Annotated in this window: 15 protein-coding genes; 9 read left to right on the top strand and 6 right to left on the bottom strand. The window is 72.5% G+C overall.

Annotated elements, in window-relative coordinates:
* Positions 1 to 8: 8 nt before the first annotated feature.
* Together AB0F61_RS17985 and AB0F61_RS17980 are read right to left on the bottom strand one after the other, a co-directional pair.
* Complete coding sequence (locus AB0F61_RS17985; RefSeq protein WP_357810669.1) at positions 9 to 1466, bottom strand: ATP-binding protein; 1458 nt, start codon at positions 1464 to 1466, stop codon at positions 9 to 11.
* 100 nt (positions 1467 to 1566) lie between these two features.
* Positions 1567 to 3225 carry an FAD-dependent oxidoreductase gene (locus tag AB0F61_RS17980; RefSeq protein WP_357810667.1) on the bottom strand — a complete coding sequence of 553 codons (1659 nt, stop codon included), beginning with the start codon at positions 3223 to 3225 and terminating at the stop codon, positions 1567 to 1569.
* A gap of 150 nt (positions 3226 to 3375) precedes the next feature.
* Here AB0F61_RS17980 and AB0F61_RS17975 point away from each other — a divergent pair, with 150 nt between their 5' ends.
* The 8 genes from AB0F61_RS17975 (at position 3376) to AB0F61_RS17940 (ending at position 10927) form a co-directional block, all read left to right on the top strand.
* Positions 3376 to 5613, top strand: a complete 2238-nt coding sequence (locus AB0F61_RS17975; RefSeq protein WP_357810664.1) for a hypothetical protein — start codon at positions 3376 to 3378, stop codon at positions 5611 to 5613.
* Positions 5614 to 5638: 25 nt separating this feature from the next.
* Entirely contained in the window at positions 5639 to 6130 is a 492-nt protein-coding gene (smpB, locus tag AB0F61_RS17970) for an SsrA-binding protein SmpB (RefSeq protein WP_357810662.1), read from the top strand.
* A gap of 128 nt (positions 6131 to 6258) precedes the next feature.
* On the top strand, positions 6259 to 6651 hold the full coding sequence (locus AB0F61_RS17965) for an SCO5389 family protein (RefSeq protein ID WP_357810659.1): 393 nt from the start codon (positions 6259 to 6261) through the stop codon (positions 6649 to 6651).
* Between the two features lie 456 nt (positions 6652 to 7107).
* Positions 7108 to 7530 carry a MerR family DNA-binding transcriptional regulator gene (locus AB0F61_RS17960; protein ID WP_357810656.1) on the top strand — a complete coding sequence of 141 codons (423 nt, stop codon included), beginning with the start codon at positions 7108 to 7110 and terminating at the stop codon, positions 7528 to 7530.
* Complete coding sequence (gene modA / locus AB0F61_RS17955; RefSeq protein WP_357810653.1) at positions 7527 to 8315, top strand: molybdate ABC transporter substrate-binding protein; 789 nt, start codon at positions 7527 to 7529, stop codon at positions 8313 to 8315. The genes AB0F61_RS17960 and modA overlap by 4 nt, the downstream gene beginning before the upstream one ends.
* Positions 8312 to 9127: an ABC transporter permease gene (locus AB0F61_RS17950; protein WP_357810651.1), complete on the top strand. Its 816-nt coding sequence runs from the start codon at positions 8312 to 8314 to the stop codon at positions 9125 to 9127. Before modA ends, AB0F61_RS17950 begins: the two co-directional genes overlap by 4 nt.
* Positions 9124 to 10191: an ABC transporter ATP-binding protein gene (locus AB0F61_RS17945; RefSeq protein WP_357810648.1), complete on the top strand. Its 1068-nt coding sequence runs from the start codon at positions 9124 to 9126 to the stop codon at positions 10189 to 10191. Before AB0F61_RS17950 ends, AB0F61_RS17945 begins: the two co-directional genes overlap by 4 nt.
* Before the next feature lie 157 nt (positions 10192 to 10348).
* Positions 10349 to 10927: a dihydrofolate reductase family protein gene (locus AB0F61_RS17940; protein ID WP_357810645.1), complete on the top strand. Its 579-nt coding sequence runs from the start codon at positions 10349 to 10351 to the stop codon at positions 10925 to 10927.
* 102 nt (positions 10928 to 11029) lie between these two features.
* Here the strand turns inward: AB0F61_RS17940 and AB0F61_RS17935 are convergent, their stop codons facing one another.
* The 4 genes from AB0F61_RS17935 to AB0F61_RS17920 all read right to left on the bottom strand — a co-directional run bounded on the left by AB0F61_RS17935 (position 11030) and on the right by AB0F61_RS17920 (position 13815).
* A complete protein-coding gene (locus AB0F61_RS17935; protein WP_357810643.1) occupies positions 11030 to 11443 on the bottom strand; it encodes a type II toxin-antitoxin system Phd/YefM family antitoxin in 414 nt (137 codons plus the stop codon).
* Between the two features lie 42 nt (positions 11444 to 11485).
* Positions 11486 to 12046 (bottom strand): GNAT family protein, encoded by a 561-nt coding sequence (locus AB0F61_RS17930; RefSeq protein ID WP_357810640.1) that lies wholly within the window; start codon positions 12044 to 12046, stop codon positions 11486 to 11488.
* A gap of 69 nt (positions 12047 to 12115) precedes the next feature.
* Complete coding sequence (locus AB0F61_RS17925; RefSeq protein WP_357810637.1) at positions 12116 to 12556, bottom strand: hypothetical protein; 441 nt, start codon at positions 12554 to 12556, stop codon at positions 12116 to 12118.
* A 32-nt stretch (positions 12557 to 12588) separates the two neighbouring features.
* On the bottom strand, positions 12589 to 13815 hold the full coding sequence (locus tag AB0F61_RS17920; protein ID WP_357810635.1) for a hypothetical protein: 1227 nt from the start codon (positions 13813 to 13815) through the stop codon (positions 12589 to 12591).
* Positions 13816 to 13997: 182 nt separating this feature from the next.
* On the opposite strand from AB0F61_RS17920, the gene AB0F61_RS17915 reads away from it, so the two are divergent.
* Complete coding sequence (locus AB0F61_RS17915) at positions 13998 to 15554, top strand: NAD(P)/FAD-dependent oxidoreductase (RefSeq protein WP_357810633.1); 1557 nt, start codon at positions 13998 to 14000, stop codon at positions 15552 to 15554.
* The last annotated feature ends 10 nt before the right edge of the window (positions 15555 to 15564 follow it).

Below are 15564 nucleotides of genomic sequence, written 5' to 3'. Positions count from 1 at the left end.
CAATGTCTCTAGGTAGCCGGCGCGTCGCCTGGCACCTCCGGCGCGCCCTCCGAGATCGGCAGCAGCACCCGGAACGTGGTCCGTCCCGGCTCGGTCTCCACCCGGATGTCGCCGTGGTGCTTGTGCACCACGATCCGGTACGAGATGTCCAACCCCAGGCCGGTGCCCGCGCCGACCGGCTTGGTGGTGAAGAACGGCTCGAAGATGCGCGGACGCACGTCGCGCGGGATACCCGGGCCGGTGTCGGTGACCTCCACCGCCAGCAGGTCACCGACCCGTCCGGTGTGGATGGTCAGCACCCCCTTCTCCCCCATCGCGCCCAACGCGTTGTCGATCAGGTTCGTCCACACCTGGTTCAGCTCCGCCGCGTACGCCGGGACCGGCGGGATGCCGCGGTCGTACTCGCGGACCAGCTTGACCTCGGCGGGGATCTTCCCCTTGAACATCACAAGCGTGGCGTCGAGCAGGTCGTGCACGTCCACCACCCGGTGGGGGGCGCGGTCGAGCTGCGAGTACTGCTTGGCGGCGCCCACGAGGCCGGAGATCCGGGTGACCGAATCCCCGATCTCGCGCATCAGCAGCTCGGTGTCCACCGTGTAGGTGAGCCAGCGCACCGCCGCCTCCAGGTCCGCGGCACCGACCGCCGCCTTCACCTGCGCCAGCCAGGCCGCGTCGAGACCGCCACCCACCAGGATCGGCGCCAGGTCCCAGGCGCCGTCGACCCCGTGCTCCTCCAACCAGTCGGTGAGAGTGTCCTCGGCGTCGGCGGTGGCCATCGGGGTCAACGTCGGCGCGGTCGCCACCCGGGCCACCGCCTCCTCCTGCAACGCGACGAGGCCGTGCAGGGCGGTGCCGTCGAGCCGACCATCAGCGATCATGGCGAGTTTGTGCCGCATCCCGGCGACCCGGTCACGCAACACCGAGGTGGCGCGCACCGCCGCCGCGGCCGGATTGTTCAGCTCGTGGGTCAGCCCCGCCGACAGCGAGCCGAGCGCCAACAGCCGCTCCCGTTCGCCGACGATGGTCTGCGAGTCCCGCATACCGAAGAACAGGCCCTCCAGCAGATGCATGGGCATCGGGAACCAGGACCGCAGGGCGTGCGCGAAGTCCTCCGCCGGCAGCACGAAGAAATCCGCGTCGGTCACCGCCCGCAGACTGTTGCGGTAGACCTGGTCGACCTGGTCACCCAGGTACGCCTGCACAGCCCCGCCGTACACGCCGCGCTGGTCGGTCCGGCTGACCTCGACGTCGTCGCCGCGCACCTGCCGGCTCAACGCCACCGCACCGCGCACCAGCACGAAGAAGCAGGTCGCGGGCTCCCCCTCGCCGTACACGAGGGTGCCGCCGGCGCGCTGTTCGACGCGGCCCCGCTCCGCCAGCCAGTCGAGCTGACCGTCGTCGAGTGCCTCGAACAGGAACAGGGTGCGCAACTGCGCGGGTGACAGCCGATCAGACGCGGTGGTCACGGGGTCTCCTTTGTTCGCGACTGCGGGGCTCGCAAACCCGGCTCACTCCTCGCGCTCACGGGTCTCCTTCGTTCGCGACTGCGGGGCACGCGGAACCGGTTCACTGGGCCTCCAGGTAACGGTGCACGAGCGAAACGGCCATCGCGCCCTCACCGACGGCCGAGGCGACCCGCTTGACCGACTCGGCCCGCACGTCCCCGGCCGCGAAGACCCCCGGCACGCTGGTCTCCAGGTGGTACGGGTCGCGCGACAGCGACCAGCCGGCAGGCCGACGCCCGCCGGCCAGCAGGTCCGGGCCGGTGACGATGAAGCCGCGCCCGTCGCGGACCAGCACACCGTCCAGCCAGTCGGTACGGGGCTCCGCGCCGATGAAGATGAACAACCAGGAGGTGTCGACCGCACGGGCCTCCCCGGTGCGGGTGTCGCAGAGGGTGAGCCGTTGCAGGTGGTCCTCACCCGCCGCGCCCACCACGGCCGTGTGCGGGTGGACGGTGATCCGGTCGATCCGCTCCAACTGGTCGATCAGGTAACGCGACATCGAGGCGGTCAGGTCCGCGCCCCGGATCAGCAGGTGCACCCTCGACGCGTACCGGGAGAAGTGCACCGCCGCCTGGCCTGCGGAGTTGGCCCCGCCGACGATGTAGACCTCCTGCTCGACGCAGCTCGGCGCCTCGGTGGCGGCAGCGCCGTAGAACACCCCCCGACCGGTGAAGTCAGCCAGTCCGGGAGCGTCGAGCACCCGGTACGACACGCCGGTGGCCAGCACCACGGTGTGCGCCGCGATCTCGGAGCCGTCGCCGAAGCGCAACAGCCGGGCACCGCCGGCCTCACTCAGACCGACCACCTCCCGGGCACTGAGCAACTCCGCGCCGAACTTGACCGCCTGCCGCCGGGCCCGATCGGTCAACTGCGCGCCCGAGACGCCGTCGGGAAAGCCCAGGTAGTTCTCGATCCGGCTGCTCTGCCCGGCCTGCCCGCCGGTCGCCCGCCGCTCGACGAGCACGGTACGCAGCCCTTCCGACGCGCCGTACACCGCCGAACCGAGGCCGGCCGGGCCACCGCCGATCACCACCAGGTCGTAGAAGTCCGACGCGGGCACCACGGTCAGCCCGGCCAGCGCGGCCAACTCGGCCTCGCTCGGGGCGATCAACGCCTTACCGTCGGCCGTCACCACAAGCGGCACGTCCGCCTCGGTGGCCCCGGCCGCGTCCAGCAGGCGGGCGCCCTCCGGGTCGTCGGAGAGCATCCACCGGTACGGCACCAGGTTGCGCGCCAGGAAGTCACGGACCTTGAACGACGGCGCCGACCAGCGGTGCCCGACCACCCGGATCTCGGCGCTCGCCGCGTCCGGGGTGACCGACCACGCCTCCAGCAGCCCGTCGACCACCGGGTACAGCTTCTCCTCCGGCGGATGCCAGGGCTTGAGCAGGTAGTGGTCCAGGTCCACGACGTTGATGGCCTCGATCGCGGCGTCGGTGTCCGCGTAGGCGGTGAGCAGCACCCGGCGGGCGGCCGGGAAGATGTCCATCGCCGCTTCCAGGAACTCCACGCCGGTCATCTCCGGCATCCGGTGGTCGGCCAGGAGCAGCGCCACCTGTTCGCCGCGCAGCTTGACCTCCCGCAGCGCGTCCAGCGCCTCCGGCCCCGAGGAGGCCCGCAGCACCCGGTAGCGGTCGCCGTAGCGGCGGCGGATGTCCCGGGCCACCGCACGGGACACCACGGGGTCGTCGTCGACGGTCAGGATCACCGGGTTCGCCATGGCGCCATGAAACCACCTGTTGATGGTCGGCCGCACATGGCCCGGGCTCGGCGCGATGGTTGACCGCGTTTGGAACGGGTAAGCCCGGGAGCCGCGTGGGTGGTCGTACATCGACGACACGCCGGCTGCCGCGCACACCTCGGGGGGCCCATGGCGGACGTGTCGCCGACCGGACCGACCACGTCGGGCGGGATCGTGGAGCTGCGGGTGCACGGCGTCTCCGGCGCCGGAGCGGACCAGATCCTGGACCGGCCGCACGTGCACCAGGTCGCCGGTGACCGCAGCGGCGGGTTCTACCGACCACGCCCCGGCTACCCGGACACGACCGGGACGGACGGGGTGACGCTTGAGGCGTACCGGTGGAGCGACCTGCCGTCCGGCACGGCCGTGCGGACGCTGTCGCTGGTGTTCCTGTTGCCGTTCATGCTCTGCAACGTGGCGCTCTGGATGCGCCCGGCGAACACCACGTCGAAGCTCGGTTTCATGGCGCTGTGCCGCGTGCTCGCCCTCACCCTCACCATGCTCTACGTGCTCTCCATCGTCGGGGTGGCACTGGACCTGGTCGCCTGGCGCTGCATGGACACCCCGTCGTGCCTGGCCGGGCGGAGTTGGCTGTCCTGGCTCGGCGGACGCCCGACCGGGCTGCGCCTGGGTGTGCTGGCGTTGGTGCCGGTCGCCGCCATCGGGTTGGTCTGGTGGCTGGGCGCCCGCCCGGGCCACTCGTTCGACGCGTTCCGGACCCCGTCGACCCCGACCTCCAAGCACCAGTTGAGCGCCGTCGGCCAGTGGGACGGCGAGCCGCTTGTGGGCCGGTTGCGCTCGGTCCACGTCGCGGCGGCGTTCGCCACCCTCGACGGCAGCCTGCTGGCCGCCCGTGCCAGCCAGCACCGCTCGTGGGTGATGGTGACCCTGCTGGCGGCCACCGGGGCGGTGCTGCTGGCCTGTCTCGTCCTGCTCACCGTGGTGCCGAGCATCGACCGGACCGACCCGGCGCCCCGGGTGGACGCCCTCTTCCGCGGGCTGCGCACGATCGCCTGCGGCGTGACGATGCTGGTGATCGTGCACATCGTCATCAGCCCGCACCCGTGGCCGCAGGGCGGCGCGCTGCCCGGCTACGGAGCGATCGTAGCCTGGCTGTTCGTCAGCCAGACGGTACTGGTGGCCGTCCTCGCCGCGCTGGTGCTCTGGCGACGGGGCGGCGGGCAGCACGGGGCGCCGCTGCGCGCGTTGGGAGCGCCGGTCTTCGTCACGATCGCGGCCGGCCTCGCCGTGGCGTTCTCCGCCGAGCTGGTCTACCGGGTCGCGGACCTGCTCGATCGCGAGGGGACGACAGCGGACGGCCTGGAGACCAGCCCGCCCCTGGTGTACAAGTGGGCGATCTTCGGGTTTTTCCTGGCGGTGGTGACCGCCCTGCTGGTGGCCGCTGTGGTGACCAGGCTGACCCGGCGGGGGCGGCGGCGGGCCGCCCAGGCGATCGTGGCCGTCGACTTCCCGCACGCGCCCCCGTCGGCGACGGACCGGCTGCGCCGGGTCGAGCACGCGATCGCCCGAGCCCGGTTCACCGAGCGGCTGGAACCGCTCTCCGTGGTGTACGCCGGGCTGGCGGCGCTCGGCCTGTCCACGAGCGTGCTCGGTCTGCTCCAGCTCCTGCCGGGCGAACTGGCGCAGCGCTACGTCGGAGTGCCCGAAGGCATGGTCAACTTCCTGATCGGGTCGGGCAGCTACGCGATCGCCGCGATCCTGCTCGGGCTGGTCGTGGGCGGCATCTTCGCGTACCGGACCGCGCAGTTCCGTCGGTACGTGGGTGTGCTCTGGGACCTGGGCACGTTCTGGCCCCGGGCGGCGCACCCGTTCGCGCCGCCCTGCTACGCCGAGCGGGCCGTGCCCGAGTTGGCGAAGCGGATCTCCTACCTGGTGGAACAGGGACAGGGCGTGCTGCTGGCCGGGCACAGCCACGGCTCGGTGCTGCTCGCCGCCACCGTGCTGCAACTGCCCACCCGGATCACCGACCGGGTCGCCCTGCTGACCTACGGGTCGCCACTGGGCCGGTTGTACGCGCGGCTGTTCCCGGCCTACGCCGACGACCCGGCGCTGCGGGAGATCGGCGAGCGGGTCGGCTGGCGCTGGATCAACCTGTGGCGCGACACGGACCCGATCGGCGGTTGGATCTTCGCCGCCCACCGGCCCGGGGAGGCCGAGACGCTGACCGGGCCGGCGGCGACGGTGGATCGGCGGTTGGTCGACCCGGAGGATGTGGTGGCGGCGCCCAGCGACAGCGTTCCCCCACCGATTCTCGGGCACTGGCCGTGCGAGTCGCAGGACGAGTTCGCCGAGGCGGTACGGGAGCTGACCGGGCGGCTGCTCCCCGAACGCCGGACGACCGGCTGACGCAGCGGCCGGATATCGTCGCGGGGTGAGCCCCGCCAAGCAGCCCGAACGCCGGTTGATCGCCTCGAACAAGAAGGCCCGGCACGAGTACACGGTGCTGCGCACGTACGAGGCGGGCATCGTGCTGGTCGGCACCGAGGTGAAGTCGCTGCGCGAGGGGCGGGCCTCGCTGGTGGACGCGTTCGCGCACGAACGCGACGGTGAGATCGTGCTGTACGGCCTGCACATCGCCGAGTACGCCTACGGCACCTGGACCAACCACGCCCCGCGCCGCAACCGCAAGCTGTTGCTGCACCGCGCCGAGATCGACCGGATTCTGGACAAGGTCCGCGAGGGCGGGGTGACCCTGGTCCCGCTGTCGATGTACTTCGAGAACGGCTATGCCAAGGTCGAGCTGGCCCTGGCCAAGGGCAAGCGCACCTACGACAAGCGGCAGACGCTGGCCGAGCGGGACGCCAACCGCGAGATCGCCCGCGAGCTGGGCCGGCACCTCAAGGGCCACCCCCGCCGGTCCTGACCTGCTGTCGTTCGCGGTTTCTCTCCGGCGGCGCGCCCGCGGGTCGTTGACGTCCCTGTGATGACGTGGTCTGCTCAGTCGACGCCGTTAATGAAAACGGTAATCGTTAGCTGAAGCGGAGGAGAACCATGTCACTCACCGTCCCGCCCGCCCTGCTCGACGCCGCCGAACGCGGACCCATCGACGACGAGGCCTTCATCGCCTGCGTCCGCGACTCACTCCCGTACGCCTGGGCCACCATCAGCCAGGTGGTGGCCGAACTGGAAGCCGGCGACGCCGACCTCGCCGACAACGTCGTCCCGCCGCCCACCGACGCCGACCGGGGACAACTGCTGCGCGCACTGGCGAGCGACGCGATCCGCGCCGGCCTGGAACGGCACTTCGGCGTACGCCTCGCCTTCCAGAACTGCCACCGCGTCGCCGCGTTCCGCCCGTCGGCCGTGAACGGGGAGCGCTACCGCCGCTTCGTGTCGCCCCGTGGGCAACTGCTCAACCAGTCCCCCGAACTCCGCAACTGCTGAGGAACGCGTCGGGGCGGGCGGCACCCCTGCGGCCGCCTGCCCCAGCGGCCCCGCCGCCCCGTATCGCCCCGCACGACCCGCGACCCGCGACCCGCGACCCGCGACCCGCTCCAAGATCTACGCAACTTCCCGGATGTTGCTGCCTCCGACGCGCCAGAGGCAGCAACATCCGGGTAGTTGCGCGGATCTTGATGGCGCGCACGGTAGCCGGCCGGGCCCCGGTACGGGTTCGGTGGCTCGCGTCCGTTGGTCACGCTCGATCTTGCGCCGCGCCGCGCCACGCCGCGCCAGGGCGGGGCGGGGCAGCGGACAGGGAGCGCCGGGGCAGGGCAGGGCGGGCGCGCAGGGACGCGCCGGGGCGTGGCCGCAACTGCTGGCATTGGCGGCCTTCTGCCTTCGTGAATGGGGGGTGTCGGGGCCTTTCCGGCTCGCAACTGCGGGCACTATGGTGAGCAGGTGACGACGTACCGGATCGGGGAGGCCGCCGACCTGCTCGGCGTCAGCGCCGACACCATCCGCCGCTGGGTGGACGCCGGGCGGCTCGCCGCCGGGCGTGACGAGCACGGCCATCGGATCATCGACGGCGTCGACCTGGCGGGTTTCGCCCGCGCCCAGGCCGCCGAGCCGGCCGCGGGCGCCGAGCTCTCCTCGGCCCGCAATCGGCTGCGCGGCATCGTGGTCGACGTTCGCAAGGACGCTGTCATGGCTCAGGTCGACATCCAGGCCGGCCCGTTCCGGGTCGTGTCGTTGATGAGCCGGGAGGCGGTCGACGAGCTGGATCTGCGGGTCGGCTCGGTGGCTGTCGCGGTGATCAAGTCGACAACTGTGGTGGTGGAGCGGGCCGCACCCGCCCCGGCCCGGGGACGGTCCGCGGGATGAGCGCGCGGGCGGTGCGCACGGCGGTGGCCGTACTGGTGACGCTTGTCGTTGCCGGCTGCGGGACGGGCGGCGACCAGGCGGGTGGCGACCGGGCAGGCGGCGGCCGGGTCACCGGCACGGTGACGGTCTTCGCGGCCGCCTCGCTGACCGAGTCGTTCACCCGCATCGGCAGGGACTTCGAGGCCGCCCACCCCGGCAGCACAGTGACTCTCAACTTCGCCGGCAGCTCCGCGCTGGCCAACCAGATCAACCAGGGTGCGCCGGCGGACGTGTTCGCCTCGGCCGCCCCGACGAACATGACAACGGTCACCGAGGCCGGCAACGCCGACGGCGCACCGAGCGTCTTCGCCCGCAACCAGTTGGTGATCGCGGTGCCCCGGGGCAACCCGGCAGGGGTGAGCGGGTTGGCCGACCTGGGTCGGTCCGGCGTGAAGGTGGCGCTCTGCGCCAACCAGGTGCCCTGCGGGGCGGCTGCCCGCACCGCCCTGGACGCGGCCGGCGTCGCGCTGACCCCGGTCACCCTGGAGCAGGACGTCAAGGGCGCGCTCGCCAAGGTGAAGCTCGGCGAGGTCGACGCGGCCCTGGTCTACCGCACGGACGCGCGGGCCGCGAGCGCGGACGTGACAGGCGTCGAGTTCCCCGAGTCGGCGCGGGCGGTCAACGACTACCCGATCGTCGCGTTGCGGGATGCGCCGAATCCGGCGGGCGCGGGAGCCTTCGTCGCGTACGTCCGCTCGGCGCCCGCGCAGGCCGTCCTCGCCGAGGCGGGCTTCCAGACTCCATGAGTCGGGTCCTCGATCACGCCACCTCCCGACGGCGGGGGCGGGTGCCGGCGGCGCTGTTGATCCCCGCCGGGTTGGGGCTGCTCTTCCTCGTCCTGCCGCTTGTCGGGCTGGTGATCCGGGCGCCCTGGGCGACCCTGCCGCAGCGGCTCACCACGCCGGGGGCGCTGACCGCGCTGCGGCTGTCGGTGCAGACCGCGACCCTGGCCACCGCGCTCTGCCTGCTGCTCGGCGTGCCGCTCGCCTGGGTGCTGGCCCGGGTCGAGTTTCCCGGCCGCCGGCTGGTCCGCGCGCTTGTCACGGTGCCACTGGTGTTGCCGCCGGTGGTGGGTGGGGTGGCGCTGTTGCTGGTCTTCGGCCGGCGGGGGCTGCTCGGTGGTTGGCTGGACGCCACGTTCGGCGTCACCCTGCCCTTCACCACCGCGGGCGTCGTGGTGGCCGAGTCGTTCGTCGCCATGCCGTTCCTGGTCATCGCCGTGGAGGGGGCGCTGCGCGCCGCGGACCACCGCTACGAGGAGGCCGCCGCCACGCTGGGCGCCGGCCGGTGGACCACCTTCACCCACGTCACGTTGCCGCTGGTGGCACCCGGGCTGGCCGCCGGGGCGGTGCTCTGCTGGGCGCGGGCGTTGGGCGAGTTCGGTGCCACCATCACCTTCGCCGGCAACTATCCCGGTCGGACACAGACCATGCCACTCGCCGTCTACCTGGCCCTGGAGACGGACCTGGAGTCCGCGATCGTGCTGAGCCTGGTGCTGCTCGTCGTGTCGGTGGGCATCCTGGTGGCGTTGCGGGATCGCTGGATGACAAGCGCATGAAGCCTCCGCTGCTCGACGCCCGGCTCGTCGTCGACCGGGGTGTCTTCCGGCTCGACGTGCCGCTGCGCGTGGCACCCGGCGAGGTGGTCGCGCTGCTCGGGCCGAACGGCGCCGGCAAGACCACAGCGCTGCGCGCGCTGGCCGGGCTGCATCCCCTGACGGCCGGGCACGTCACGCTCGACGGCGTCGACCTGGATCGGCCGGCCGGCCGTGACTGGGTGCCCACCGAACGCCGGTCGATCGGCGTGGTCTTCCAGGACTACCTGCTCTTTCCGCATCTCAGCGCCCTGGACAACGTGGCCTTCGGGCCGCGCCGGCACGGCGTCGACCGGAAGACCGCCCGCGGCACGGCCCGGCACTGGCTCGACCGGGTGGGGCTGGCCGCGCAGGCGCACCGCCGCCCCCGGCAGCTCTCCGGCGGCCAGGCCCAGCGGGTGGCGCTGGCCCGCGCGCTGGCCGTCGGGCCGTCGCTGCTGCTGCTGGACGAGCCGCTCGCCGCGCTGGACGCCCGCACCCGACTGGACACCCGCGCGGAGCTGCACCGGCACCTGTCGGCGCACCCGGGCGCCACGGTGCTGGTCACCCACGACCCGCTGGACGCCCTCGCGCTGGCCGACCGGCTGGTCATCGTCGAGGGTGGCCGCGTGGTCCAGGAGGGCGACGGACCGAGCGTCACCGCCCGCCCGCGCACCGACTACGTCGCCCGGCTGGTCGGGCTCAACCTCTACCGCGGCAGGGCCGAAGGGCACGGGGTACGCGTCGCACCGGAGCTCACCCTCACCGTCGCCAACCGGTTGGACGGCGAGGCGTTCGTGGCGTTCCGCCCGGCGGCGGTGGCCCTGCACCCGAGCCGACCGGAGGGCAGCCCGCGCAACACCTGGGCGGGCACGGTGGCGGGCGTCCAACGGCACGGCGACAACCTGCGGGTGCAGGTGGACGGCCCGATCGGGGTGGCCGCGGACGTCACGCCGGCCGCCGCCGCCCAGCTACGGCTGATCCCCGGTCAACGGGTCTGGGTCGCGGTCAAGGCGACCGAGACCCACGCGTACCCGGCCACCGGCTGAATGTGGGGCGGTCAGGTCACGCTCTCCATCAGATAATGACCGACGACGAGCCAGCCGCGGCGCCGTTGGACCCGCTGTCGTTCTCGTTCAAGACGACCACCGCTGTTGCGGTCCAGCGTGGACCCGGCAGCCCGCCCGAGCATGAGGAGACAGCACGATGCGCGATCTGGTCTACACCGGCTTCATGTCGCTCGACGGCGTCGTGGACTCGCCCGGCGGCGGGCCTTCAGAGGAGCACCGCAGCGGTGGGTGGGTGTTCAAGGACCTCGAGTTCGTCCCGGAAGCCTGGTCGCTGAAGGGCGAGGAGCTCACCGACACGACGGCGTTGATGTTCGGCCGTCGCAGCTACGAGGCGTTCGCGGCGGTCTGGCCCGGCTCGGAGGACCACGCCAACTACAAGGAGCTGCCCAAGTACGTGGTGTCGACCTCGCTGTCCGACGACGCCATCGTCGACGGGTGGGGGCCGACCACGATCCTGCGCTCGACCGAGGACGTCGCTGCGCTCAAAGAGGGCGAAGGCGGCGCGATCTTCATCCACGGGAGCGCGGAGCTGGCTCGGCGGCTGTCCGACGAGGGCTTGATCGACAAGTACAACCTGCTCGTCTTCCCCGTGTTGCTCGGTGCCGGCAAGAGCCTGTTCGGCCGGGCCGACCGGGACAAGTACATGCTGACGCTGCGGGAGTCGGAGAGCTACCCGAACGGGATCCTCAAGCTGGTCTACGACGTCAAGCGGTGACCCAGGTCGAGGGCGATCGCGCCGCCGGACCCCTCGCGTAGCTGCCGGGCGGCTGTGTGAACCCGTCACCACCGGCGCGCGACCCTGGCGGCGCGGACGCGGTCAGCCGGCGAGCAGGTCGTTGTGCGCCGCGCGCAGCCGGGCCACCGTGGGATCGCTGCCCGGCACGACCCGGCGATCCAGCTCGGCCCACACCTCGACCAGCGCGGCGCGGATCGCCGCCAGCTCGGCGGCGTGCCGCTGGGTGCTACGTCGGTGCTGCTCGTCGAGGCGGCGTGCCCAACCGGCGGTGACCGTGGCGAGTCGGTCGGCGTCGGCACGGGCCTGGGCGCCGCTACGGGCGGCCGCGGCGGGGACGATCGCGGCGACCGGGCGGGGATCGCCGTCGCGGGTGACGACGGTGACCGCGTCGGTCAGCTCGGCGAGCGCGACAAGTTGACTGAACCGGGTGCGCGCCTCACGCAGCGGCACGGAACGCGGCGGGTCGGAGTGGGGGGTGAGCGCGGGGACGGCCATGGATGCATGGTGCCGCCGGGGTACGACAAAACCCCGCAGTCGTCAGTGGACGGTGGTCGGCGCGGCCAGCCACTCGTCGGCCAGCACCGACCAGACCTCAAGGTCGATGCGGCCGTGCGGGCCCGGGCTGACCTGGCGGAGCGTGCCGTCGAGGCGCAGGCCGAGCCGCCGGGCGAGGGCCCTGCTGCGGGCGTTGTCGGCGGTGGTACGCCACTCGACCCGGTGGATGCCGCGCTCGCGCACGGCCCAGTCGACGATCCGGCGGATCGCCGGGGCGACCATTCCCCTGCCCTGCGCGGCGGGCTCCACCCAGCAACCCGCCTCGCAGACGCCCCGGGTCGCGTCGAACGACACGAACATGACGCCGCCGACGAGCGTGCCGCGCCACCACAGCCCCCAGATGCCGCCGGTGTCGCTTGCCCACCGGTCGGCGTACCGCTGCAACACGGCGCGGGCCGACGGCAGGTCGGTGGCGACGAACGACGGCGACACCCAGGGCTGGATGTGCTCCCGGGCCCGGTCCAGGTGGGCGAGGAACTCCTCGGCCAACCACGGGTTCAGCGGGCGCAGCTCGACCTCGTCGGTCAGCGGCAGGGCGAACACCGGGCCTCCAGTCAGATGCGGGAAAACAGCCTCGCACAGGCGTGACGCGTCCGCCCACGCCGGGCACGCTCAGATCGACAGGTGGGTACGCAGTGCCGCGAACTGCGCCACGGTCAGGTACGACGGGTTGGCCGCCTGTGGTTGGCGGAACACCTCCAGGGCGACGAACCGCTCATCGGCGCGTAGCCGCTGCCGGGGCACCCGGTCCTGCTCGGCGAGGATGGGCAGGTCCAGTGGCACCGACCAGGGCTGCCCCGGCGGCCCTGGCTCGGCCGGCCCGGTGACCCGACCGATCCCCCACAACCCGTAGGGCAGCCGACCGCGACTGCCGCTGGCCCAGAAGACGATCGGCTGCCCGGCGCTCATCATCCGCGCCCGGTAGCCCGGGCGTACGCACCAGGTGGTCACCTGCGGGTCCCGGGCGAACCGGGCGGTCAGGTCGACCAGGTCGGCGTTGCCCTTGATCAGCCAGGCCCCGAGGTCATCGAGGCGTACGCGCGGCTCGGTCACCGCCTCATTCTGCCCGGTGGCGGCCGGACCAATCAGATGATCATGTGGGTCCAGTAGGTGAGCCAGAGCACGAACAGCACGCCCTGCACCACGGCGAGCGTCGCGGTCAGCCACACGTCGACGCCGGCGTGGCGGGCCCACCGGGCCAGCACCAGGGCCACCGGGAACGCGGCGAGCAGGTACCGCAGCAGGCTCCGGTACACCGCCGGGCCCATCGACAGCGGCACCAGCACCATGAGGACGCCGTAGACCAGGTAGGCCAGTTCCCGGCGGCGGAACCCGGCGACCAGCACGGCCAACACGGCCACGGCGAAGAAAACCCGGGCGGCGTCGCGGGGCTCCCCGGCCAGCCCGTTCAGCACCACCGGCACCGGGTTCTGCACCTTGATGCCCCACCCGGTCTGCTGGGCGTGCTGGTAGGCGAACCAGTCGCCGCCGCGCCACCGGCAGAACGCCATGAAGGTGAACCAGCCGGCGGGCAGCAGCAGCAACGGCCAGCCGGTCCGCAGGTAGCCGAGCAGGGCGCGGGGGCCGAGCCGCCAGTCGTGCTGGCGCAGCAGGACCAGGGCCAGCGGCAGCGCGACGAGCAGGCCGACGGAGCGGCTCATCGCCAGGAAGTAGCCGAGCACACCGACAAGGAGCCACTGGCGTCGCTCGGCGTGGTAGAAGGCGGCCAACGCGAGACAGACGAACAGCGACTCGGTCAACGCGGCCTGGAACAGAAACGCGGTCGGCAGGAGCACGAGGTAGCGGGTGAATCGGCGGGCCGCGTCCGCGTCGCCGAGCAGGACCTCGGCCAGCCGGTAGCCGTACCAGAGCGCCAGCAGGAACGCGACGTTGCTGATCAACAGCAGGGCCAGCGCGTTGTCGCCGCCGAGCAGCGCGCCGACCGGCCGGGCCAGGAACGGGTAGAGCAGCGGAAAGCCGAAGTCCCGCCACGGCCCGGTCAGGGGCAGCTCGCTCAGCCGCAGGTAGAGCAGCCCGTCCCAGGCGAACCAGAAGGAGATCCACCGGTGCCCGGAGATCTCGCGTTGCTGCGCCCACATCAGCGCCTCGTCGGGCGGCGGCGCTCCGGGAATGCCGTCCCAGGCGTGCAGGACCAGCAGCCCGAGCAGGGTCAGCAGCAGCTTCGCGCCGAGGAACAGGCCGATCACGTACGGCCAGGGCGCCGGAACCCGCCGGGCCGCGCGCGCTCCGGCGCGGCCCGCCGCGGCCAGTCGGCCGGCAAGCGTCGCCGCGCCGCTTCGCCACCGGTGCATCCGCCCCGCCCCCCGGTTCGCCGACCCACCCGCCGCACAGGAGTGTGGTCCCACCCGTTGTACGCCGCCAGACGCCACTCCGGAGCGGAAACGATCGTTGACCGGGAGTGATATTCGGCGCAGAACGGGTAGGCGCGGCGCCTCCGACGATGGCGATGGCGCAGAGCAGGGAGTGCGGCAGCATGAGCGAGCAGCACGGCACGGTGGTCATCGGCGCGGGGCCCGCGGGGCTCACGGCGGCGTACGAACTGCTCCGGCACGGCCGGACCGTCCGGGTCTTCGAGGCCGACGAGGTGGTCGGCGGGATCAGCCGGACGGTGGAACGCGACGGGTGGCGGTTCGACATCGGCGGGCACCGGTTCTTCACGAAGGTGCCCCGGGTGGAGGCGTTCTGGCACGAGATCCTGCCGGACGAGGACTTCCTGACCCGGCCCCGGATGAGCCGGATCTTCTACCGGGGCGCACTGTTCAACTACCCGCTCAGCGCCGTCAACGCGCTGCGCAACCTGGGGCTGTCGGAGGCGGCCCGCTGCCTCGGCTCGTACGCCCACGCCCGGCTGCGGCCGCCACGGGACCAGTCGCACTTCGAGGGCTGGGTGTCGGCCCGGTTCGGCTGGCGCCTGTATTCGATCTTCTTCAAGACGTACACGGAGAAGGTCTGGGGGATGCCGGCGGACCGGTTGCAGGCGGACTGGGCCGCGCAGCGGATCAAGAACCTGTCACTGGCCAAGGCGATCCGCAACGCGCTGCTGCCCAAGCGGTACCGCACGGACGTGACAAGCCTGATCGAGCAGTTCCAGTACCCGAAGTACGGGCCGGGGATGATGTGGGAGCGCTGCGCCGAGCAGGTGCGCCACCGGGGCGGGCAGGTGTCGACGGGCACCTGGGTCACCGCTGTGCACCGCGACCCGACGCGACGGCGGGCGATAAGCGTGACGGTGAACGGCGTGGACGGGCAGCGCACCGAACCAGCCGACCACGTCATCTCGTCGATGCCGATCTCGGAGCTGGTGTCCGTACTGCGTCCGGCGGCGCCGCCGGAGGTGCTGGCCTGCGCCGCCGACCTGCGCTACCGCGACTTCCTGACGGTCGCGCTCGTGGTGCCGGCGGAGTTCTCGTTCCCGGACAACTGGATCTACGTGCACGATCCGGGGGTACGGGTGGGCCGGATCCAGAACTTCGGCTCCTGGTCGCCGTACCTCGTCAAGGACGGCCGCACCTGCCTGGGCCTGGAGTACTTCGTCTTCGAGGACGACGAGATGTGGCGTACCCCGGATGCCGACCTCGTGGCCCTGGCGACCGCGGAGCTGGAGCGGCTGGGGTTGGCCCGGCCCGGCGTGGTGGAGGCCGGCTACGTCGTGCGGATGCCGAAGGCCTACCCGGTGTACGACGAGCGCTACCAGCACAACGTGGACGTGATCCGGGCGTGGCTGGCCGAGGCGGTGCCGAACGTGCACCCGGTGGGGCGCAACGGCATGCACCGCTACAACAACCAGGACCACTCGATGATGACCGCGATGCTCACGGCCGAGAACATCGCCACCGGCAGTACGCATGACGTCTGGACGGTGAACGTCGAGCAGGACTACCACGAGCAGTCCTCCGGCGGCGACCGGCGCGGCACCGGTCGGGACGCGCCGGTGCTGCCCAGCCGGATCGTCGCCGCCCCGATCGCCGCCCCCGTCGGGGTCCGCGCCGGCGGCGACGGCGACCGAGCCGCGCAGGTGCCGCTGGCCTGACGGGACCGGG

Source organism: Micromonospora sp. NPDC023888, from assembly GCF_040639415.1.
Classification (GTDB): domain Bacteria; phylum Actinomycetota; class Actinomycetes; order Mycobacteriales; family Micromonosporaceae; genus Micromonospora.
This window is presented reverse-complemented; position numbering and strand designations above follow the sequence as displayed.